The 22,841-nt window shown below is 64.3% G+C and carries 16 protein-coding genes and 1 pseudogene; 9 read left to right on the top strand and 8 right to left on the bottom strand.

Features of this window, described 5'->3' with window-relative positions:
• Positions 1–12: 12 nt before the first annotated feature.
• The 5 genes and pseudogenes from ACFQO4_RS12995 to ACFQO4_RS12975 form a co-directional block, all read right to left on the bottom strand.
• Positions 13–4,365 (bottom strand): outer membrane protein assembly factor BamB family protein, encoded by a 4,353-nt coding sequence (locus tag ACFQO4_RS12995; protein WP_500261320.1) that lies wholly within the window; start codon positions 4,363–4,365, stop codon positions 13–15.
• A gap of 245 nt (positions 4,366–4,610) precedes the next feature.
• Complete coding sequence (locus tag ACFQO4_RS12990; RefSeq protein ID WP_500261319.1) at positions 4,611–5,087, bottom strand: DUF2062 domain-containing protein; 477 nt, start codon at positions 5,085–5,087, stop codon at positions 4,611–4,613.
• Positions 5,088–5,365: 278 nt separating this feature from the next.
• Positions 5,366–6,364 carry an AIR synthase family protein gene (locus tag ACFQO4_RS12985; RefSeq protein ID WP_500261318.1) on the bottom strand — a complete coding sequence of 333 codons (999 nt, stop codon included), beginning with the start codon at positions 6,362–6,364 and terminating at the stop codon, positions 5,366–5,368.
• Positions 6,365–6,624: 260 nt separating this feature from the next.
• Positions 6,625–6,981 (bottom strand): hypothetical protein, encoded by a 357-nt coding sequence (locus ACFQO4_RS12980; protein ID WP_500261317.1) that lies wholly within the window; start codon positions 6,979–6,981, stop codon positions 6,625–6,627.
• A gap of 243 nt (positions 6,982–7,224) precedes the next feature.
• Positions 7,225–8,469: pseudogene (locus ACFQO4_RS12975) on the bottom strand (sensor histidine kinase); the annotation flags it as partial.
• Positions 8,470–8,939: 470 nt separating this feature from the next.
• Between ACFQO4_RS12975 and ACFQO4_RS12970 the strand changes: the two are divergent.
• Positions 8,940–9,977, top strand: a complete 1,038-nt coding sequence (locus ACFQO4_RS12970) for a DUF7972 family membrane protein (protein WP_500261316.1) — start codon at positions 8,940–8,942, stop codon at positions 9,975–9,977.
• 294 nt (positions 9,978–10,271) lie between these two features.
• On the opposite strand, the gene ACFQO4_RS12965 is transcribed toward ACFQO4_RS12970, so the two are convergent.
• The gene (locus tag ACFQO4_RS12965) at positions 10,272–10,694 is read right to left on the bottom strand and encodes a CopG family ribbon-helix-helix protein (RefSeq protein WP_312909014.1); all 423 of its coding nucleotides are present in this window, start codon (positions 10,692–10,694) and stop codon (positions 10,272–10,274) included.
• A 426-nt stretch (positions 10,695–11,120) separates the two neighbouring features.
• Between ACFQO4_RS12965 and ACFQO4_RS12960 the strand changes: the two genes are divergently transcribed.
• The 7 genes from ACFQO4_RS12960 (at position 11,121) to ACFQO4_RS12930 (ending at position 18,207) form a co-directional block, all read left to right on the top strand.
• On the top strand, positions 11,121–12,572 hold the full coding sequence (locus ACFQO4_RS12960; protein WP_500261315.1) for an extracellular solute-binding protein: 1,452 nt from the start codon (positions 11,121–11,123) through the stop codon (positions 12,570–12,572).
• An 8-nt stretch (positions 12,573–12,580) separates the two neighbouring features.
• A complete protein-coding gene (locus tag ACFQO4_RS12955) occupies positions 12,581–13,570 on the top strand; it encodes a carbohydrate ABC transporter permease (protein WP_500261314.1) in 990 nt (329 codons plus the stop codon).
• Entirely contained in the window at positions 13,571–14,623 is a 1,053-nt protein-coding gene (locus ACFQO4_RS12950; RefSeq protein ID WP_500261313.1) for a carbohydrate ABC transporter permease, read from the top strand.
• A gap of 3 nt (positions 14,624–14,626) precedes the next feature.
• On the top strand, positions 14,627–15,835 hold the full coding sequence (locus ACFQO4_RS12945) for an ABC transporter ATP-binding protein (RefSeq protein ID WP_500261312.1): 1,209 nt from the start codon (positions 14,627–14,629) through the stop codon (positions 15,833–15,835).
• Positions 15,832–16,035, top strand: coding sequence for a DUF8005 family protein (locus ACFQO4_RS12940; RefSeq protein ID WP_253436811.1), 204 nt, complete (start codon positions 15,832–15,834; stop codon positions 16,033–16,035). Before ACFQO4_RS12945 ends, ACFQO4_RS12940 begins: the two co-directional genes overlap by 4 nt.
• 39 nt (positions 16,036–16,074) lie before the next feature.
• A complete protein-coding gene (locus tag ACFQO4_RS12935; protein WP_500261311.1) occupies positions 16,075–17,154 on the top strand; it encodes a Gfo/Idh/MocA family protein in 1,080 nt (359 codons plus the stop codon).
• Between the two features lie 84 nt (positions 17,155–17,238).
• Complete coding sequence (locus ACFQO4_RS12930) at positions 17,239–18,207, top strand: sugar phosphate isomerase/epimerase family protein (RefSeq protein WP_500261310.1); 969 nt, start codon at positions 17,239–17,241, stop codon at positions 18,205–18,207.
• A gap of 28 nt (positions 18,208–18,235) precedes the next feature.
• On the opposite strand, the gene ACFQO4_RS12925 is transcribed toward ACFQO4_RS12930, so the two are convergent.
• Positions 18,236–19,129, bottom strand: coding sequence for a phosphatase PAP2 family protein (locus ACFQO4_RS12925; protein ID WP_500261309.1), 894 nt, complete (start codon positions 19,127–19,129; stop codon positions 18,236–18,238).
• Positions 19,130–19,243: 114 nt separating this feature from the next.
• A complete protein-coding gene (locus ACFQO4_RS12920) occupies positions 19,244–21,142 on the bottom strand; it encodes an ABC transporter substrate-binding protein (RefSeq protein WP_500261308.1) in 1,899 nt (632 codons plus the stop codon).
• Between the two features lie 386 nt (positions 21,143–21,528).
• Between ACFQO4_RS12920 and ACFQO4_RS12915 the strand changes: the two genes are divergently transcribed.
• Positions 21,529–22,701 carry a tubulin/FtsZ family protein gene (locus ACFQO4_RS12915; protein WP_500261307.1) on the top strand — a complete coding sequence of 391 codons (1,173 nt, stop codon included), beginning with the start codon at positions 21,529–21,531 and terminating at the stop codon, positions 22,699–22,701.
• The last annotated feature ends 140 nt before the right edge of the window (positions 22,702–22,841 follow it).

Raw genomic sequence — 22,841 nt, 5'->3', positions numbered from 1 at the left:
GCTCGAAAACGACTACTGATTCGCGCCGAACCGAGTGAACAGCCCGGAGAACCCGATGCGATCGGCCCACGAGGACTGGTCGTCGCCGAGAGCGGCGATGCCGCCGGGGCCGGCGGTACACAGCAGGCCGCTCGCGACCGTCAGCCCCTCGAGGGCCGCCCCGGTTTCGGTGTCGTATCGCCACCGGGCCGCGCCGTCGGTCGCATCCAGCGCGTAGATGACCCCTTCGTCGGTACCGACACAGCAGGCGCCGTCGACGACGGCCGGTGCGGTCGGCGTCGCTCCACCGGTGTCGAATCGGAACCGTTCGGCGCCCGAGGTCAGATCGACCGCGTACACGCTCAAATCGCCGCTGGCGACGTAAACTGTTCCGTGGGCGACCGCCGGGGCCTCGAGGGCGCCGCCCGTGTCGAATCGCCAGCGAATCGCGCCGTCGGCCGCCTCGAGAGCGTAGAGACTGTCACCGTCCGTGGCGACGACGAGGTCGTCCGTGGCGGCGAGACAGCCGGTTTCCTCGGCGTTCGCGCCGGCGATAGCGTCTTCATCACGGTCGCCGTCGTCCTCGACATCGACCGCTGCCTGGAGGTCGCACGTCCACTCGAGCGAGCCAGTGTCGCCGTCGAGGCGCCGAACGACTCCGTCAGCCGATCCGGCGAATACGCCGCCGCTGGTGACGGCGACCTCTGTGACGGCCGCGGGCTCGTCGGTCGCGAGCGTCCACTCGACGCGTCCCGACTCGGCCTCGAGGGCGTACACCGTTCCGCCGTCGTCGGCGGCGTAGACGGTTCCGTCGTCGACGACCGGAGCGACCCGGCAGGTCGCGTCCAGCCGGTACTGCCAGCTTCGTTCGCCGGTCTCCCGGTCGAGTGCGTACACCGTCCCGTCCGCGCTCGCGGCGTAGAGCCCGTCGGAGACGGCCGCGGGCGGCCCGGTCACGATGCCGTCGGTCTGATACCCCCAGCGCTCGTCGCCTGTCTCGAGCGAGAGCGCCAGCACGCGACCGCTGTCGGTGCCGACGTACACGGTGTCGCCGACGACGGTCGGTGCGGTCGTTCGTACGTCCGGATCGAACCGCCACTGGACGTCGACCGCCGACGAGAGCGGATTGCCGTCGGGGACGGCCCCGGTCCGTGCGGCGTCGGCTCGAGCGGCGCTCCAGTCGCCCCACTCGTCGTGGTCGTCGACGGACTCGAGCGCACTCGTCGCCCGGTTCTGGGCCCGCACGGCCGCCTCGGCGACGGCCGGGGCCGGATCGGCACCGAGCGGATCGAGGATCGACGGCTCGACGCCCACGAACCCGAGGCCGTGACACGCCTGTTCCCTGACGCGGCTGTCGGGATCGGCCAGTCGAGCGACGAGGGCGTCTCTCGCCGCCGCGAGGTCCACGTCGCCGCGCGGCGCCAGTGCGGACAGCGTGCGAGTCGCGAACGCTCGAACGCTGTCGTCCTCGTCCTCGAGCGCGTCGACGACTGCCGAGACGCTCGACTCGAACCCGCCGGAGTCGTCTTCGGCAACCGCCGCTAGGGTTCGGGCTGCCGTAACCCGAACCACGGGCGAATCGACGGCGAGGCCGGCGGCGATTTTCGAGATCGCCGTGGGTCGCAACCGCTCGGAGCAGTCGGCGAGCACCGACAGCGCAAGCACTGCCGTTCCGGCCGCCCAGGGATCGCCGTCGACGCGGCGGCCGAGTCCCGAGAGCTGATTGTTGATCGCGTCGGTGTGCGTCGGCGTCTCCCCGCCGGCCACGAGCGACGCGGCGTCGACCAGTCGATCCTCGACGGCGTCGAACGCCGTCTCGAGCGTCGAGTCGTCCTCGAGGACGGCGACGGCCGCGAGCGAGAGCGTCGCGTAGCCGCGAACGGCCGGCGTCTCGTGTTCGAGGAGGTCGGCGACGGCGTCCGCATTCTGGCTCACTGCCTCGGATTCGACCACGGCGAGCGTCGCGAGGTCAGCCGCGACTGCCTCCATCGGTCGATCGTCCGCGGACTCGAGGAGGAGCGCCACGACGGATCGACCCGATCCATCGGTGACGGCCGAGAGGGTTCGGAGGTGGGCCTGGCGTTCGAGTCGTCCGGCGTTCGCCAGCCGCTCGAGCAGGTTCGAGGCGAGCGGTTCCACGATGGCCGTATCGACGCGAGCGAGGTCGGCCAGCGAACGGGCCAGGGTGGTCGTCCTCGCCATCGACCCGTCGTCGAACTGGTCGAGAACGATCTCGGTTGGCGTCGGATCGGTCTCGATGGGTCTCGTGAGAAGGGTTTCGAGTGCCTCGAGCGCGGCACTCCGTTCGGCTGGTCGACAGTCGCCGGCAAGTCGATCGAGAACGGCGTCGACGACGGCGGTCGTTTCGTCGCCGGTCTCCGGGAGCAACACGCCGAGGGCCTCGAGTGCCCCGGTTCGAATCGAGGCGTCGTCGGCTGTGGTTTCGGCGATAGCCAGTGCCCGGGCCGGCGATCGAACGCGATCGCCGTCGGGACCGATCGTGGTGAGTGCGGCGACGACGTTCGTCCGGACGGTCCGGTCGGGGTCGTCCACCGATCCGAACAGCGCGCCCAGAGCCGACCGAACGTCCTCGGGGTAGGCCTCCCCCAGTCTCCGGAGAGCGATCGCAGCGTTGTTGCGGACGCTCGCGTCGTCGTCCTCGAGGCGGGCCGCAAGCGGTTCGACGGCCGAGCGGACGTCTCGCGGCCGTTCCGTGGCGACGCCGGCGAGGTCGCGGGAGGCCGCTCGCCGAACGGCGACGGCGTCGGCTGCGAGTCGGGTCGAGAGGGATCGAACGGCCGGGTGGACGCTCGCGACCTGCACCTCGGCGACCTCCGCCAGCGACCGAGCGGCGTGGCCCTGTCGCCACGCGTCGGTCTCGTCGCCTTGCTCCTCTTCGAGCTGTGCGAGGGACCGTTCGACTACTGCCTGGTCGACGTCGCCGTCACGAGCGATGGCACCGAGCGCGTCGGCGGCCGGTCGTCTGACCGACTCGTTCGGCTCGTCCAGGCACGCGGCGAGGGAGGGAACCACGATGCGAACGGCGTCGGGGTCGGCCACTGCGACGACGGCCAGGGCTCGAGTGACGTTCGCCCGCACCGACGTTTCGTCTTCGTCTTCGTCCTCGTCCTCATCCTCGTCGTCGAGGCGAGCCGCAAGTTCCGCCACGACGGGCGCGACGGCGTCGGGGTGCTCCCCGGCGACGGCCTCGATTGCGGCGGCAGCGTGTTCGCGGGTTTCGATCTCGTCGTCCTCGAGCACGGCAGCGAGCGCGCCGACCGACGACTGCACGGTGGCTGGCCGTTCCTCGGCGACGGCGCGCAAGGTCGCCGCCGCGTCGGTACGGACGGCTGCCTGGACGTCGGTCAGTCGATCGGTGACGGGCGGAACGGACGACTCGAGGCCCGCCAGCGCGGGGTCTGCAGTGGCGACGTGCCGGAGTGCGCGGGTGGTCGGTTCGCGAATCGAGGGAGCATCGGCGAGCGCCGCCGTGAGCGGATCGAGTGCGGTCGACGCGCGATCCGGCGTCTCGGCTGCGACCGCCAGCAGCGTGTGCGCGGCGTCCTCTCGGACGTCCCGGCGATGGTCGTCGAGTCGGTCTGCGACGGGTTCGATGGCGATCGGTTCGGGGTCGTCTTCGACCGCGAGCGCGCGGAGCGCGGCCATCGCGTCGGCCCCGATTGCGCCGTCGTCGTCGAGTCGCTCGAGCAGGGGCGAGGCGGCGTCGGTCGTTGCGGCGAGCGCGGTCGGGTCCGATTCGGCGACGGCCCGCAGGGCTCGAACGGCGTGTTCGCGAACCGTCTCGTCCTCGTGGTCGGCGGCCGCGGCGATCGAGGCTGCCACGGGTCTGACCGCCTCGGGGTCGGCGTCGGCGACGGCCGCCAGTGCGGCGGTCGCTCGCCGGCAGACGAACGCGCCTTCGTCTTCGTGATCGTCCTGGTCCTCTTCCCTGCCGGAGACGACCGCTGCGAGCGCCCCGACCGACTCGAGCAACGCCGTCGGTTCTGCGTCGCCGATCGCCGCGAGCGCGTCGACGGCGTCGGCGCGGACGGCGGTCGATCCCTCGAGTCGATCGGTCAGCGCCGAAACGCCAGCCGTGACTTCCGCCGGGTGCTCGGCGGCGATTGCCGCGAGCGCCGCCGTCGCGTTGGCGCGAACCGACGGTTCGTCCTCGAGTCGGTCGATCAGTGCCGGAACTGCCGAGCAGACCTCGCGCGGTCGGTCGGCCGCCTCGCCGGCGAGCGTGCTGGCCGCGTACGTACGAACGTCGGGGTCGTCGGCCGAGAGAAAGCGCTGTAACTGGTCAATCCCGAGGGTGACCTCGAGGTCGTCGTCCGGCTCCCCGAGCACGGGGTCGTCCGGGTTCGAAGTGTCGTTTCGTGGCATAGATGCGTGATGGACGCAGACCGTGCTGGTTCAGCACGGTCCACAACTGATTGTGAATCCGTCCGGGGGGAGTTAATTCTATCCCCGCCGTTTCGGTGCCTAAGACTGTCAGTCGGCGCTGTATCTCGAGTCTGGGGGCCGGCGGATCGCCTCGAAGTGCGGGTGTGAGTGTGAGTGTGAGTGGGGGCGAACGCGTCAACTACCCCGTCGACGGCAGGAACGAGGCAAAAAACGGGCCGGAACGGTCACTTCCGCCAGAACGGAGTGGGGAGGTCGCTGGCCGGGGAGGCCGTCTGCTGGTCGGCGCGCTCGACGTAGTTCCGGACCAGATAGTACACCGCGACGTAGGCGACGCCGGCGAGCACCACTGCGAGGATGAGGTTTCCGATGAGCAGGAGCTGAATCAACAGCAGAGCGGTCTCGAGGTGTGTCCACCTGGTCGCGATGAGGGGATCGGTGCCGAAGAGGGTCGCGCCGAGGTAGAAACTTCCGAGGTAGACGGCGGGTTTGATGGCGGGATTCAGGACGGCCACGGAGGAGAATATCGCAGGCTTCGAGATCCAGGACCACCAGTACGCAAACAGGAAAAACGAGCCGATTCCGAGCCCGCCGGTCGGCAGGGCTGTGACGAAGATGCCGATGGCGAAACTCGTCGCGACCTCGTGGGGCGTGTGTTCCTCTTCCCACGCCGTCCGTAGCGCGTGCCGTACCCGGTCCTGCACGCGTATCACTCGGTCACGAAACATACTGCCTCTCAGCGCAACCTCATCTATCGAGAGAGAAAAGCGTGTCGACAGGTGTCAACCGGAAATACTGTATTGGGACTCGAGTCGGGTTCACACGTTTGCACGTCAACGCTCGAGGGAGAGCGAGTCAGGTGATAGTGAGGGTGAGGAAGGCTGCAATCACGGAGCACGATTCCGACCGTGCCATCCGCGGTGCGGAGCTTCTGATCCAATCGTATGAGTATGAGAACGTGCGTACGAGTTCGACGCTCTCCTCAGGCGTCGCTCTCCTCCCAGAGCGAATAGAGGTCGTCCATCACCGGATCGGTGATCGATTCCCCGTCCAGGACGAGCGACGGTCGTTTGGCGTCGCCCTCGAGCGCCTGGACGCGACCGACGACCGTCGCCTCGAGGTCGGCAGTCGAAACTGCGTCGAGACACGCTTCGAGGTCGTCGTCGGGAACCGTCGCGAGCAGTGCTCCAGAGCCGAAGATCTGCAGCGGGTCGACCCCGGCAGCCGTACAGAGGGCCGCCGTCTCCGACCGGACCGGAATCGCGTCGCGGTCGACCTCGAGTCGAACGCCGGAGGCCTGGGCGAGTTCGAGCAGGCCGGCCGTCACGCCGCCCTCGGTCGGGTCGTGCATCGCCGTCGCGTACTCCCGGAGGATTCGGGCGTCGGGGACGACGCTGATCTCCGCCAGGAACGCCTCGGCGCTCGAGCGCGTCGCCTCGTCGACGCCGAGTTGCTCGCCGAAGTCCGCCGCCAGGATGGCCGTCCCCTCGATGGCGGCGGCTTTCGTCAGGAGCACGTGGTCGCCCGGTTTGGCACCGCCGGTCTCGACGACCCGTTCGGCGGCGCCCATCGCGGTCAGCGAGATCAGGGGTCGCTCGAGGGCGTCGACGTACTCGGAGTGGCCGCCGACGATAGTCGCCCCCAGCGAGCGAGCGGCAGCGTCGAGGTCGCGGGTGACGGTCTCGAGGGTGTCGTCTCCGTCGTCGGCCGCCGACGAAGGGAGCAAGATGACGGTCGTGAGCCAGCGTGGGTCGGCGCCGCTAGCGGCGACGTCGTTGCAGGCGACGTGGATACCGAGCGTGCCAACTTCGCTGGCGGCGAGCGAGATGGGGTCGGAACTCACGACGAGGTGGCCGCCGGGCCAGTCGATGGCCGCCGCGTCCTCGCCCGTCGCGGGACCCTGTAGGACGGCGTCGTCGGCGTCGCCGGTTCGGCCGAAGACGTGCGCCACGAGGTCGTCGGGGTGGACTTTGCCGGGCATACGACGAACGTGGGTGATGGAGGGCTTGTAGCTGTCGAAGGACTCGAGTCGGGTGTTACTACTTCAAAATTTATGGCTCTGTTGAAATCCTCAACTGCTGATAGAGATCGGGTGCTGCATACAGAGGATGAATTCAGCGAACCAATCTCGTTTGTTTCAATCTATTCGTGCTGAATCAGGCGCACGGTAGCTCCGCATACCGAGCGGCTATTGCACGTGAGAACTCAGCCGAAACGGACGGTCGACGTCACCGATGGAGCTTACTCTCCGTCATCAGTCTCGTCCTGCGACTCGGTTACCTTGTCGGATTCCGCCGCCGCCGATGATTGGACATCATCCATGTCGACCGGCGTATCCAACGCGTCCTCGTTTATGGCATCGTCAAGTGTTCCTCTGTCTTTCACCGCATCGAGGCCCTTTTCGTCGACCGCGCGCTTGATCTCCTGTGCGTCGATAGCTGACGTGACGTTATTGGAGTCCGTGGACGATTTGAGAGCGCGCCGCACGACGACGTATCCAGCGAGCGCGACCCCACCCGACGCGACTGCCCCAGGGATGCCATAGCGTTTGTACCCGAACTTCAACGCTTTCTTGCCGATCGTATAAGCACCAATCATGAATCCTGCTTGGAGCGTGAGAGGGAAGAGGCTGTTCTCTACTTGAAATCAATGTCTGCGTCAACTACCTCTTCTCTGGGGAGCAATCCAGCCTGCACATCGGGTGGAGACTATCCGTGCCACATTTGCGCCCTGTATTCAGCAGAGACTGAACGTTCTGCTCAGATTTTGTCAGAATATGTCTGCTGAATATAGAGGATGAGTTCAGCACAGTGACCTCGTTTGGTTCATGCCGAATCCGTACTACGCGTCGGGGAGCGTGAACGAGAACGTTGCACCCTCGCCGGGGTCCGAGTCAACCCAGATCTCACCGCCATGGCGTTCGATGATCCGCTCACACACCGCCAGTCCGATACCGGTTCCATCGTACTCCACGTGGCTATGAAGGCGATTGAAGACCTCGAAGACGGAATTCGTGTCGTCGGGATCAATACCGATTCCTTCGTCGTGCACCGAGATGATCCACTCGTCTCTCGTTCTCTCAGCCGAGATGTGAACGCGTGGGGGATCGTCACCGCTGTATTCGATTGCGTTGTCCAGCAGATTCTGAAACACTTGCCGGAGTTGGTTCGCGTCACCCTCGACTCGCGGGAGCGACTCGGACGTCACGTCGGCGTCGCTTTCTTCGATCCGTAACTGCAGGTCTTTGAGGACCTCGGCAAGAATCGAATCGAGATCGGTCGGTTCGAGCGGCTCGCCCTCAGTCTCGATCCGTGAGTACTGAAGCAGCCCTTCGATCATCCTACGCATTCGGTCGGCTCCATCGACGGCGAACGCGAGGAACTCCTCGGCGTCTTCGTCGAACGTGTCACTATAGCGACTCTCAAGCAATTGCAGGTAACTCGAGACCATCCGGAGTGGTTCCTGGAGATCGTGAGAGGCTGCGTACGCGAACTGTTCCAACCGCTCGTTGGACTCCTCGAGGTCGGCGACTAACTGTTCGAGTTCCTGCTGAGACTGCTGCAGTTCGATCGCGTCCGCGAGAATGTTCGCAACACTCTGGACAAAGGTCACGTCCTCCTCGGAATACTCCCGCTTTTCGATGTCGTGGGTGCCGAGGATGCCCCACGGGTCGTCGAACGGGCCGATGATGGTGCTGAGCCCGCTCTTGACGTCGTGGCTCGTCAACAACTCGGGACCGCTAAAGCGTGATTCCCTTTCAAGGTCTTCGACAACGATCGGGTGGTTGTTCGCCAGCGTGTACGCCGCCTGGGAGTCCGCTTCGACCGAGGAGACGGTTGCCTCGCCGACGATCCCGTCGCGCCAGCCGACGCCCTGGCGGAGCAAGAGTTCCTCAGCGTCCGGATCGAGGTCGAGTACCTTGCAGTACTCATTGTCGAGGACGTCTGCCACCTGGCGTGACGCTCGGTCCATGAGTTCATCCAGGTCGTCGGTTTCAAGTGCGAATTGCCCGAGATCGGCCACGGTATGTTGCTGAATGGCGCGGCGTTCAAGCTCGTGTTCGCGCTCCTTGCGGTCGGTGACGTCGGTGACGAGTCCCTTGAACTCGGTGGCTGGCTGCCACCAGACGCGTCCATTGCCGCCGACTTTCTTGGTTTCGAGTCGACCGTGATCAACGAGGCGTTCGAGGCGCTCGTAAGCGCTCCGACGCCCGAGGTTGATTTGGTCGGCGACCTCGGTCGTCGTCAAGGGCGCTCCCCCCACTTCGAAGAGAGCGAGGGTCTCTTGAAGGGCGCCTGTCAACTGTGAGTCGGTCATTACTTTAGTTAAGCACGATACCGACGGATAAATTTTCCGCTGTTGGAGGAAGTGTCATTGGTTAGGGGGATTTGGAGGAGCACTCCGTGCAAGAGATGCGCCCTGAGTTCAGCACGACACTACGTTTGTTTCACACCCAAACCGATGAACGATAGATCAATAGTCGTGCGAACTTATCGTTGAACCGACGAAATCGAGACACAAAGCTTCGTACACGGGTGTAGATAGTAGTAGCTACGATGGGTGACTCAGCGCCGGATGACAGGATGTACGAGCGGATGGACAGTCGCTATGACCGTCTCCGCCTCAAATTCCTACTCAATCTGAACCGACACGTGCTGACCGCTGGTCTGGCGCTCGGGCTTTTCAGCGCTATCGTCGGGATGAGTACTCTTAGCGACGCGTCGTTGCGCGAAATGATGGGGACCAACGGACCGGTCCGCCCAGCCTTTCAGACGATGATACTCTCGATCACCACCGCGGTCACGCTCGTCGTCACGATCAGTCAGCTTGTTCTTGCACAGGAACTCGGTCCACTCGGCGATCAGCGCGAACGAATGAGCGGCGAAATATCTTTCCGCGACGACGTCGAGGGCTTTCTTGGCACGGCCAGTCCCCCAGCACTGAACGCGTTCCTGCGCGTACTCGTCGAGTTGAGCAGTGACAAAGCGGAGTGGGTCGGCGATGTCGTTGCGAACAGCGATGACGACGAACTCCGTGCGGATGTTCAACAGTTCGTCGATAATTTGGTGTCGAACGCCGAACTCGTGAACGAACAGCTACGTGATGTCCAGTTCGGGGACTTCGCCATTATACAAGCGGCACTGGATTACAACTACTCGTGGCATATTTACGAAATTCGCCGTATCCGAAAGGAGCATGTGGACGCTCTCACCGACGAGCAACAAGAGGCATTAGACGAGTTGAACGCTGTACTTCAGTATTTCGCCCCTGCCCGAGAACACATCAAGTCGCTGTACTTCGAGTCGGACCTCGTCAACCTCTCGCGGCAAATCCTCTATCTCGGACTCCCCGCGTTGGCTATTGCGGCTGGAATGGGATTTTTCTCCAACCCAGGGATGTTTCCTGGAGAAACGCTGGGGATCGACAATGTAACGTGGGTCGTGAGCGGCGCGTTTACGTTCACGGCATTGCCGCTGTTGCTGCTCGCCGCCTACATCTTTCGGCTCACCACGCTCGCCAAGCGGACGCTCTCGATCGGACCGTCCATTCTCCGCCCATCGGAAAATGCTGGAGAAACCAAATGGGAGGAGTGATTCCGTGAGCCGGGCGATCGTTTGATGCATGCTGGAGTGGACTATACCGTTCTCTACCCCTGTGCTGGTCTCGTAGATCAGAGCAACTGGCAGCCGTCACCGATTGCGTCAATCCAGAGATCAGCGCCGCGGTAACGCCTTGCCTGTACTGAGCGATCCCCCTCCCATCTGATCGGTCACCAATTTCTGCCCCATTCGCGCTTTGTATTCAGCACGGTCGTTGAAACCTATCACCGTTTGAGGGTTTCAACAAAGCCAAATTTATAGCGTTACGCGGTACGTTCGTCTAGCCAGTCACTCGCTGATCGTCTCGAGTCCGTCGACCGGATTGACCGAGTAATCGACCGAGAGGACGTCCTTCGTCGCCCGGATCTTGCCGACGAACGTCGAGATGTCCTCGAGCGACCCCTCCAGCACGAACAGTTCCATACAGAAGTGATCGCCAACGTGGCTGTGGAAATTCGACGCGACGAGCGACTCGTGTTCGTGCCGGAGGCGCATCATTCGCTCCTCGACGCTGGTCGTCTCGTAGTCGAACATGACGGTGACGATGCCCATGAGTTCGCGGTCCTCGAGTCGGGTGTCCTCGAACTCGCCGAGAAGGTTTCGCGACGCTTCCCTGACGACTTCGCTCCGACCCGTGTACCCGTGATCATCGGCGAACTGATCGATTCGCTCGAGCAACGCATCAGGCATCGAGACGCTTACGACGGCCATATAATAACTTGGTGCTGTGAAATTGTTAAGCCTTATTATTCCAGCTCGGTCTGGGTTCAGAGCCAGAGTTAAAGCCGGACACGGATTCGGGTTCGACCCGGTAGTTGACGTTACCGCTCGAGTCGAGGATCGACAGTTGACTCCTGGCGCCGACGGTTTCACAGTCACGAGAGAACTTCTCGTTACGCTTCCTCGTCGCGGGCCAACGGTGTCTTGCCCAAAAACTCGGAAACGGCGACGGGCGTCGACGAACGACGTGAGACGAACACTCGTGGCGAAACCTGGGGCTGGGATCGTTCGATTCCGACCTCGAGTCGGCGTCGGTAGTTCTCGGTGAGTAACTCGAGATTACACGCCGGAAGCGCCGGGGCTGGTGCGTGTATTCTCTCTATTACAATGGCCGGTCCCCGCACACGAGTGCACGTCATGTCTGGAAATCGGCCCCGAAACGCGCCACACTCGCGGGTCTCCCGTCGGACGTTCGTCGCCGCAGCGGGTGCTTCCGGTGCGGTGGGACTCGCCGGGTGCATCTACGGCAATGGCGGTGGTGACGACTCCGAGGGAACGGTCTCGTTCGGCTTCGACCCGAGTGCGGCGAACGAGGTCGGCGACGAGATCGAGAGCCTGTACCACGAGAACGGGCTGAGCGAGGACGTCGAGATCGAGTTCCGTCCTGGGGCGGACAACAGCGACGAACGCCGGGACAATTACCAGACGGCCCTCGACACCGGCGAGGCCGAACCCGACCTGATGCTGATGGACAACGGCTGGGTCAACGTCTTCATCCAGCAGGGACTCATCGCGAACCTGAACGAGGAACTCGAGGAAGAGGACGTCCAGCGGGTCAACGACGAGTACTTCGAGGGGTTCACCGCGACGGCTCGCGATCCGGAGTCGGAGGACCTCTACGGCGTGCCGCTCTTTCCGGACTTCCCGGTAATGATCTACCGGAAGGACTACGCCCGCGAGGCGGGCTACGAAGACGGCGACTTCGAGTCCTGGGCCACCGAACCCATAACCTGGGAGGAGTGGTCGAATCTCGCGGAGGAAGTCGTCGACGCCTCCGGCGCCGAGTTCGGCCTCTCGACGCAGTGGGACGTCTACGAGGGGACGTCCTGCTGTACGTTCAACGAGGTGTTGAGTTCCTGGGGCGGCGCGTACTTCGGCGGGCCGGACAACCTGTTCGGTCCGGTCGGCGACCGGCCGGTCACCGTCGACGAACCCGAGTTCGTGGACTCGCTGCGGATGATGCGGACCTTCGTCGACGAGGAGTACGACGACGCACTCGAGGGCTACGCCTCCGGCGTCGCCCCCTCCGACATCACCTCCTGGACCGAGGACGAGTCCCTGCCCGAGTTCGAAAACGGCAACGCGTCGTTTCACCGCAACTGGCCGTACGCGATTCGGGCCGCCGCCGAGGAACACGGTGTCGACAACGTTGGGACGATGCCGATTCCGTACGCCGTCACCGAGGACGAGGCGAACCAGTCCGGTACCGGCGGGACGACCTCCGCTCTCGGTGGCTGGCACATCGTGCTCAACCCGAACTCGAACAACCTCGAGCAGGCCCGCGAGGTGTTGCGGGTGTCGATGGAGGACGACTTGCTGCTGGGCATCCTCGACATCTGGGGCTGGCTCCCGCCCAAGCCCGAACTCTTCGAGTCCGAGGAGGCCGAGAGCATCGAACCGATGGGCGCGTACATGAACACGCTTCGCCTCGCCGGCGAGAACACGATGCCCCGTCCCGTCACGGAGGTTTGGGGCACCGAGTCGACGCGGATCGCCGAGGAGGCCAACAGCGCGGTTTCTGGCTCGAAGGATCCCGAGGACGCCGCCGCAGACCTCCAGTCCGCGCTCGAGGACATCGAATCGGGGTGACGTGACCCATGAGTACAGAATCGAGCGGCCCGACGCGCGAATCGAGACGGACGGGACCGCTCGTCGCGATCACCAGGTGGATGGAGAACCTCGGCGAAACCGGCTTCGCCTACCTCCTGTTGACGCCCGTCTTCGTCCTCCTCGGGGCCATCGCGCTGTACCCGCTCTTGCGAACCCTCGAGATGTCGCTGTTCACGGACCTCATTGGCGCGGGATCTGGGGAGTTCGTCGGCCTCGACCACTACGTGAGTCTGTTTACCGGCGACGCGGATCGGTGGCTCCCCGGATCGTCGACGTTCCTGCCAACCGATCTCACCAGCAGCGCGATGTTCCGAAGCGCCCTGATGGTGACGCTCATCTTCACGTTCGTGAGCGTCTTCTTCGAGACGATCATCGGATTCGGCCAGGCGCTCGTCCTGGATCAGGACTTCCGGGGCCGGAGCTGGGTTCGCGTGGCCATCATCATCCCGTGGGCGATCCCCATCGTCATCCAGGGGATGATCTTCTACCTGATGTTCCACCCGAGTACCGGCTTCGCTGCCGACCTGATCGCCCGGCTTGGCATCGTCGCCCAGGAAAACACGCTGAACGATCCCTCGAGCGGGTTGATCATCGTCACCGTCGCGGACATCTGGAAGACGTCGGCGTTCATGGCCTTGCTCATCCTCGCGGGCCTCCAGAGCATCGACCGGAGCCTCTACGACGTCGCGAAGGTGGCGGGCGCCACGCGCTGGCAGCAGTTCAAGCTCATCACGTTCCCGCTCATCGTGCCGACGCTGGGCATCGCCATCCTCTTCCGGACGATCGACGCCATGCGCGTCTACGGGCTGATCGACTCGACCGCCGGCTGTACTGCCGTGCCGTCGCTGACGTGTATGGTCGTCGCGACGTTCACGACCCAGCGCGGCCTCGCCTCGGCGATCGCGTTCGTCACGGCGGGCATCATCGGCGCAGTCGTGTTGATCGTCGTCTACCAGCAGTACAAGGAGGGGTTGTAGATGGGGGCCGAATCGGGAACCGGAACGCCGCCTCGAGCCGAGTCCGGAACGTCCGCCGCCGCGTCGGAAACTCGCCGCGGAGAGGCCGAGGACGGCGGCCCGCTCGAGCGCTGGACGCGATCGGTGCTCACCGACTCGGGTAGTCGGGACCGCCTCTACCGGGCGCTGTTTTACGTCGTCGCGATCTTCTTCCTGGCGACGACGTTGTTCCCCTTCTACTGGCTGCTCGTGCTCGCGCTGACGCCCAACACGGACATCATCGCGGGCGACTGGACGCTCTCGTTCCTGGGCCTCGAGATCCCGTTCCCGACGCCACAGGCGTTCCGGGTGGAGTCGTTCGTCGAGGTCTTCGAGGTGATTCCGTTCCACCTCTACGTCTTCAACAGCTTCGTGCTGGCGACGATCACGACCGTCATCGTCATCATGATCGCAAGCCTCGCGGGGTACGTCTTCGGGCGGCTCGAGTTCCCCGGTCGCGGGGCGCTCATGCTCGGGATCCTGGCGATTTCGTACTTCCCGCCGGCGGCATTCCTGGTGCCGCTGTTCGACGCGTTCACCGGCAACGCCGTCGTGATCCCGTTCCTGGGCGTCGAACTGTTCCAGTCGCCGCGGCTGGTCAACAGCCCGCCGTCGATGGTCCTGCCGTTCAGCGCGCTGTTCTTGCCGCTGGCGATTTTCATCCTGACGACGTTCTACGCCCAGATTCCCGATGGCCTCGAGGACGCGGCGCGCGTCGAGGGGACGACCCGGCTGGGAGCGCTGTTTCGGGTGATCATGCCGCTGTCGGCGCCCGGCGTGGCGACGGCGGCTGTGCTCACCTTTATCGCCGTCTACAACGAGTACTTCTTCAGTTCGATCATGGCCATCGGGAACCAGCCCCAGAACTGGTCGCCGCTGGTCGGCGGGATCCTGAGCTACCAGACCCAGTACTCGACGGAGTTCAATCTGATGGCGGCCGCGAGCATCATCGGGGTCCTGCCCGTCGTGATCCTCGTCGTCGTCGCCCAGGAACGCATCGTCAGCGGACTGACCGCCGGCGCACTCAAGGAGTAAATCATGGCACGCGTAACACTCGAACACGTCACGAAACGCTACGAAGACGTCACCGCGGTCGACGACATGAACCTCGAGATCGAAGACGGGGAGTTCGTCTGCCTCGTCGGCCCCTCGGGGTGTGGAAAGTCGACGACGATGGAGACCATCGCCGGCCTCACGAAGCCCACGGAGGGTGAGGTCTACATCGGCGACGTCGACGTCACGAACTTGCCGCCGAAGGATCGTGGGGTGTCGATGGTCTTCCAGAACATCGCGCTGTTCCCACACATGGACGTCTACGAGAACATCTCGTTCGGTCTCCGACTCCGGAAGTACGACAAAGACGAGATCGATCGCCGAGTCGACCAGGCCGCCGACATCGTTCAACTCGAGGGCATGCTCGACCGAATGCCCGACGAGATGTCCGGGGGGCAGCGCCAGCGCGTCGCCATCGCGCGGGCGATCGTACGCGAGCCGGATGTCTTCCTGATGGACGAACCGCTGGCGAACCTCGACGCAAAGCTCAGAGTCCACATGCGGACCGAACTCCAGCGTCTGCACAAGGAACTCGACACGACGATCATCTACGTCACCCACGATCAGGCCGAGGCGATGACGATGTCCGATCGCATCGCCGTCATCAACGCGGGCGAACTCCAGCAGATCGACCCGCCGCTGATCTGTTACAACGAGCCCGCCAATCTGTTCGTCGCCGGGTTCATCGGCTCGCCGTCGATGAACTTCGTCGAGGGCGAACTCGCCGAGGACGGCCTCCGAAGCGAGTGGTTCGACGTCGCGTTCGACCCGTCCGCGATCGAGGGCGTCACGGTCGGCGACCCCGTGACACTCGGCGTCAGGCCGGAGGACGTCCACCTGGCCGACCGAACCGAGTCGCTTTCGACCGCCACGCGGGAGATCCCCGTTACCACGGACGTCCTGGAGCCGATGGGCAACGAGGTGTTCGTCTACCTGCGCCTCGCGGACGGCCCGAGTCGAACGATGGACGAGGACGTCGCCGGCGCCTCGACGGGCGAGTTGCTCATGAGTCTCGACCCCGACACGCCGATCGAGGAGGACCAGGAGACCAGCGTCGTCCTGGATCGCTCGAGCATCCACCTCTTCGACACCAGGTCGGGCGAAGCGCTCGTTCACGGCATCGAGACGCTCGCCGAACAGCCCCGGGGCAACGACACGACGCCGACCGAAGCGGGGTCCGACAGCTACTCATGAGCAACCTCGTCATCGCGATCTACTACGGCGGTCTGCTCGTCCTGTTTTTCTTCTGGATCTACGGCATCGTCTCGTTCGTCCTCGACGTGCGATACAAGATCGTCCCTGGAATCCGTCGGTATCGCCGTGGACGACGGCGTCTCGAGGACGATGCGACGGAACGAGACGAGCGGGACGAACGGGAGCGACAGCTGTACTGAGTCGAGTTCGGACTCGACCGGGAGACGCACTCACCGCACATGACGCCACAACACGACCGAACGACGCTTCGAACCGGCCTCGTCGGCCTCGGCAACATCGGGCAGTACCACGCCGAGCGCCTGCTCGACCTCGGCGTCCCCCTCGTCGGCGGCATGGACATCTCGGCGGACGCTCGGGAGAGTTTCGCACGCCGCTACGACGTCGACGCGTACGACGACCACACCGACCTCTACGACGAGGTCGACGCCGTGATCGTCACCACGCCGAACAAGTACCACGAGGAGTACACCGTCGCCGCGCTCGAGCGAGACGTGCACGTGCTGGTCGAGAAACCGCTCGCGCACTCCCTCGAGAGCGCCAGACGAATCGTCGACGCCGCGAAGGCGAGCGATGCCGTTTGCATGGTCGGATTCAACAACCGTTTCCTGAACACCGTCCGAATCGTCCGCGACCGGATCGAACGCGGCGACCTCGGACGGGTGAACCACATCGAGGCAAACTACGTCCGCCGGCGAGGCGTTCCAGGCCGCGGTTCCTGGTTCACCCGTCGGGCGGTCGCGGGCGGCGGTGCGTTGATCGACCTCGGCGTCCACGCCATCGACCTCGCGCTCTACCTCCACGAGTACCCCGACGTCGTCGAGGTCAACGGCGTGACGCGAACCGCGTTCGGCACCCAGGAGGAGTACGCCTACCTCGACATGTGGGGCGACGACGCCGGGCCTGACGAGTTCGACGTGGACGACTCCGCCAGCGCCTTTATTCGCTGTGCGGACAACCGGACCATCTCGCTCGAGGTCGCCTGGGCGACGAACCGCCCGCCGACCCACGAGTTCTTCGTCCGCGGAACCGAGGCCGCCGCGCGGTTCGACTTCCTCGAGGGGGACCTCTCGTTTTACTCCGCGAGTGCGGCCGGGCCACACCACCTCGAAGATACGTCCGTGGAGACGGCTCACAACGACACTCACGCCGACGAACAGCGCGCGTTCTTCGACGCCATCGTCAGCGGTCGGTCGCTCGAGGACAGCGTCGATCAGGCGTTTGCGGTGCAGCAGGTGATCGACGCGATCTACCGCTCGAGCGACCTGGGCAGGTGCGTGATGGATTTCGAGTCCCCCTGATCGCGTCCGGTAGCCGAGAAGCGAGAACTGGACGACTGCGCGTACCCGCCCTTTTATTTCGCCGGCAGCCGTCGGTCGATACGTATGGACATCGGCGTACACACTCCACCACTGTACGGTGAATCGCTCGAGGACGCCGTCGCCTATCTCGCCGAGCGCGGCGTCGGTGCGATCGAACCCGGCGTCGGCGGCTACCCGGGCGACACCCACTTGGCTCGAGACGAGTACCTCCACGACGAGGACGCGCAGGCGGACCTCCGCGCGCTGCTCGAGGATCACGAGATGCGAATCAGTGCGCTCGCGACCCACAACAATCCGCTCCACCCGGACGAGGAACGAGCCAGCGAGGCGGATACGGAACTCCGGGAAGCGATCGAGTTGGCCGACCAGCTCGACGTCGGCACCGTCACCTGTTTCTCGGGTCTCCCGGCGGGTGGACCGAACGACGAGGTCCCCAACTGGATCACGGCGCCGTGGCCGAGCGAACACGCTGACGCCCACGAGTACCAGTGGGAGGTCGCCCGCGAGTACTGGGGCGACCTGGCCGCGTACGCGGACGAGCACGGCGTCGACCTGGCGATCGAGATGCACCCGAACATGCTGGTCTACGAACCCAGCGGCCTGCTCGAGTTGCGCGAGGCGACCAACGAACGCGTCGGGGCGAACTTCGACCCCTCGCACCTCTACTGGCAGGGGATTTCGATCACGGACGCGATTCGCCACCTCGGGAAACGCGACGCGATCCACCACGTCCACGCCAAGGACACCCGCATCTACGAGGAGGAATCGCGCGTGAAAGGCGTCCTGGACACGACGGCCTACGACGACGAGCCCAACCGGTCGTGGCTGTTCCGCTCGGTGGGCTACGGCCACGGGGAGGGCCACTGGAAGGACATCGTCTCGACGCTCCGGATGGTCGGTTACGACGACGTGCTGAGCATCGAGCACGAGGACTCGCTCACGAGTTCGACGGAGGGCCTCGAGAAGGCCATCGAACTGCTCGAGCGGGCGGTCTTCACGGACCAGCCGGGCGAAGCCTACTGGGTCGAGTAGCCACCGATTGCGCTGCCCTGGTGCCGCGCTATCCGCCGTCCGGTCGCCGCCGAACCTGGCGCGACGCGGCTGCTAGGAGCGGCCGTCGATACTGCTCGAGGTCGAAGTTGAGTCCGATGTAGACGCTTACAGCGGCAAGAACGACCCCGGCGAGAACGTCCGAGAACCAGTGGATGCCGAGGTACATCGTCGAAACGACGACGCTCAGCGCCAGGACGCCCGAGATGGGCACCCAGAGCGGATATTCGTCGCGAGTCGCCAGCGCGAGGAAGAAGACGCTCACCGACAGCGACGTGTGAAGCGAGGGGAAGACGTTCGTGTTCTGGTTAATCTCGTTTGTCAGGAACCGGGCCTGCGGATAGGACTCGTAGAGGAGCGGGACGACCTCGAGTGCGAGCAGGTTTCGCGGCCCGTAGGCGATGAACAACACGTAACAGAACAGGCCGATGGCGTAGTTCGCCGTAAACGCGAGTACCAGCGAATTGAACCGGTCCATTCGCCGCAGCGAGAAGTACGCGACGAACGGGAACAGGAGCAAGAAGGCGTAGCCGTAGAGGTAACTGAAGACGAAAAACGACGTCAGGAGGTCGCTCTCGAGCGATTGAAGCACGATGACGGGGTTCTCGGCGAACAGTTCCCGCTCGAATCGGTCGATCAGCGGCGTGATGTTTCGGCCGACGACGCGAAACTGTAACCACGACATGACGTCCTGGGAGGTCCACGGGGCGCTCTGAGAACCTCCCCATCTGAGGGCCAACACGCCGAGGAGAGCGCCGAGAGAGAGGGATGCGCTTCGAAACCGCGATCCGGCATCCCTGAGTGCGCGGGTGAATCGTGCCGGCCCAACCAGGACCAGCGTCGCAGAGCAGAGCATCACGCCGACGCCGAGCGCGAGATCCAGCACGACTCCTTCGAGTGCCATACGCACCTGGTACGTTCTCGACGCGGTTAAAACAATCTGCTCGCGGGCGAATCTGTTCACAGTGACTGACCGAAGGCCCAGCCTCAGGTTCGTACGAAAAGCCAGCGCGGCCGATCACTCGACGAGTTCGCCGTTGACGTAACTGTACCCGGCCTCCTCGAACAGCGCTCGTGCTTGCTCTTCGTCGAGTTCTCCCTCCTGGCCTGGAAATCCGTATCCCGAAGCGTAGCGGTCGGTGTCCCACCGGTCGTCGGGGATGCCGACGAAGGCGCTCTGGGTCTCTGGCGCCCTCGCATACCCGTGAAAAATCGTCTCGACCGCATTTTCGCGGTCGATCAACTGCGATATCACGCCCCTGAACCGGGGGTTGCCGAGCGAGGAGTGGGTCAGGTTGTACCCGATCATGTAGAACGCCCCGGTGTCCTGGGTCGTCGTCCGAATGGATTCCTCGTCTGCGACCTCGTCGAGTTGGGTCGCCGGGATCTGATTGGCGATGAAGTCGAGGTCGCCGTCGATCAGCGCGTCGAGAGCGGCGCCAACGTTCGGCAGGACGCGAAACTCGAGGCCGTCGAATCTGGGAGCTGTCTCTGTGGACGCGTCTTCGTCGTCGGATTGCTCGTCCCCGTTCCCGTCTCCGTCTCCGCCACCGTCACCGTCCTCGAGCTCGTCGTCCGTCTCGTTGTCGGCTCCGTCGTGCTCTGGCTCCGTCTCGGGGCCGTCCGTCGCCGGTTCGTCATCGCCTTCGCCTTCGCTTTCGCCTTCGGATTCGGACTCGTACAGCACGTGATCCTCGAACACCTCGAGGGTGACCGACTCGCCATCTTCGGACTCGACGAACGCGAACAGGCCGGAGCCGACGGGTTCGGAGTTGTCCCAGTTGAGGGCCTCGGTCTGGTGATCACCGACGAGTTCCGACCGCTCGTACCAGATGTGTTCAGGCAGCAGGGGGAGCGTGAGCGCCCACCGGGCCACTTCTCGAGAGACGCTGTCGAAGTGAACGCGGACCGTGTGTTCGCCAGTCACGGTGACCTCGTCGATCAGCGATTGCCGACCTCGTAGCTGTGGGGCTGTGACGGGGCTTTCGGCTTCGCCGAGCGAGGTATCGGAGAGGAAATCGACCGTGAATCGGACGTCCTCGGCGTCGATTGGCTCGCCATCGTGCCAGTGGAGACCGTCGTGGAGCGTCACCGTCGCCTCGAGCGCGCTGCCGGATTCGTCCCACTCGATACGCTCGGCGAGCCAGTGGACGTACTTCTCGTCGAACTTTCGAACGAGCGGATCGTACACCAAATCAAGAATCGTCTGGACGTCGGTCAGGTCGACGACGAGCGGGTTCAGGCGTGACGTGCGCTGATAGCCGAACAGACCGGCACGAAGCGGGCGGTCGATCTCGTCGTCGGGTGGGTTCGTAACGGCCTCGAGGTATTCCCGTGGGGTAAACGGGATCTGAAACAGCGAGAGGTCGGCGTCGACGGCGCCGAGGTGGTCGTGGTGGGCGACGACGGTGTACGGGGCTGTATCGTCCTGGGTGAGGTAGGTAAACAGGGTATCGAAAATCTCGCGTCGGTCGTCTTCCCTGGCCTCGCGCTGTGAATCGAGGTGGTCGTCAATCGTGGGATCGGAGAATCGAAACGGGTTCTGCCAGCCTTGTTCGCCGACGAAGTCCGAGTGGAGGAGCGACCGGAGCGAGTCGACCTCGTCGAAACCGGGGTGGCGGATGATGAAAACGTCGTAGTTTCGTTCGATCAGTACCTCCCGGTAGAGTTCGGCTTCCTCGAGCGGGACGTGATCGGTGTCGATCCCGACTGTGCGAAGGTTGTCGGTCAACTGGTTCGCGATCTTCGGAGCGATGACGTCGTCGTCGGTCGGAACGGTCTTGATCTCGAGCGAGATCGGGTCGGGCGAGGTGCCATTGGTTCCAGACCAGATGTACTCCGAACAGCCGGCGAGGGACGTGCTGGCAGTAGCCCCAAGTGTGGCCAGGATGTCTCGCCGGCGTACCGGATTATCCATCACCTCTCTGGTTACTTACGGCGCAGTATATGACTTTCTACTCAGTCGACATTGCGTGTCTCTGGCAGTTTGCCGTCCTCGAACGAGGGCAACACTACTTCGACCACATTAGAGAGGACGCACCGACTACCACGAAATCGACGACCACCAGCGGGCACCCTGCAATCGTGAAACCTGCTCGAGTAATCGCTTCCAAACGTCCCGTAGCGACCGATTACCCACTTGCTCGAATCTCGGCGTTCGCAGTACGGTCGGCATAACAATGGACTCATACGAAGCCCTGACAGTACGGCTTCCAGACAGGTATTCCGCGGCGATCGCCCGCGGGAATCGGGGCGAGCGCTGTAATATGGGGATACCAGGCGGTAGCCGGCGGAAACAGAGCCATGAAACTCGCACTCATCGGATTCGGTCAGGCAGGCGGAAAGGTCGTCGACGCCTTCTGTGCGTTCGACGAAACGATCGGCGGCCACGTCGTGGAGGCGGCGATCGCCGTCAACACCGCGACGGCCGACCTGCGCGGACTCGAGCACGTCGCTCCCGAGGATCGCGTCCTGATCGGGCAGTCTCGCGTGAAAGGCCACGGCGTCGGTGCCGACAACGAACTGGGCGCCGAGGTCGCCGCGGCGGACGTCGACGAGATACAGGCGACGATCGACCGCGTGCCCGTCCACGACCTCGACGCCTTCCTGATCGTGGCCGGCCTGGGCGGCGGGACGGGATCGGGTGGCGCCCCCGTGCTCGCGACGCACCTCAAACGGATCTACAACGAGCCGGTGTACGGCCTCGGCATCCTCCCCGCGACGGACGAGGGTGGTATCTACACGCTGAACGCCGCCCGGTCGTTCCGGACCTTCACGCGCGAGGTCGATTCGCTGCTCGTCTTCGACAACGACGCCTGGCGCCAGACCGGCGAGTCGGTGGGGAGCGGGTTCGAACGGAGCAACCGGGAACTCGTCGAGCGGGTTGGTCGGCTCTTCGCCGCGGGCGAAGTCTCGTCGGGCGACCACGTCGCCGAGAGCGTCGTCGACGCCTCCGAGATCATCAACACGCTCGAGCACGGCGTCGCCACGATTGGGTACGCGACCCAGTCGGTCGATTCGAACACGTCCGGTATCCTCGAGCGCGTCTCCGGAACGTCCTCGAACACTCCCTACGGCGCCGACCACGGGGCGACAAATCGATTCACGAGCCTCGTCCGAAAGGCAACGTTGGGCCGACTGACACTCCCCTGTTCGGTCTCGAGCGCCGACAAGGGGCTCGTCGTGGCGACCGGCCCGCCGGACGAACTGAGCCGGAAGGGAATCGAGCGCGGGCGAACCTGGCTCGAGGAGGAGACCGGGAGCATGGAGATCCGCGGCGGAGATTATCCGCGACCGGGCGCCGACGAAGTGGGGGCCATCGTGCTCCTCTCCGGAGTCACAGACGTACCGCGAATCGAGCAACTCCAGTCGGTCGCCGTCGAGACCAAGGAGACGACCTCAGCGATTCGAGCCGAGCAGACCGGCGGTCTCGAGTCGCTGCTCGACACCGGTGGGGAACTCGACGCGCTGTTCTAGGCGCCAGACGTTCGAGAAGGCCGAGTGCCCATCCGTTTCGACGTTCCGCGACCGCCACCGCCCTCGAGTGCCCACTCCCTGGTTTTTAGCACGGACTCGAGAATCGTCCCCCGTCGATCGATCACGGGACATACAACGTT

This window comes from Saliphagus sp. GCM10025334 (genome assembly GCF_042663485.1).
In the GTDB taxonomy this organism is placed as follows: Archaea; Halobacteriota; Halobacteria; order Halobacteriales; family Natrialbaceae; genus Natronosalvus.
Note: the sequence above shows the minus strand (reverse complement) of the source record. Positions and strands in the feature narration are given on the sequence as shown.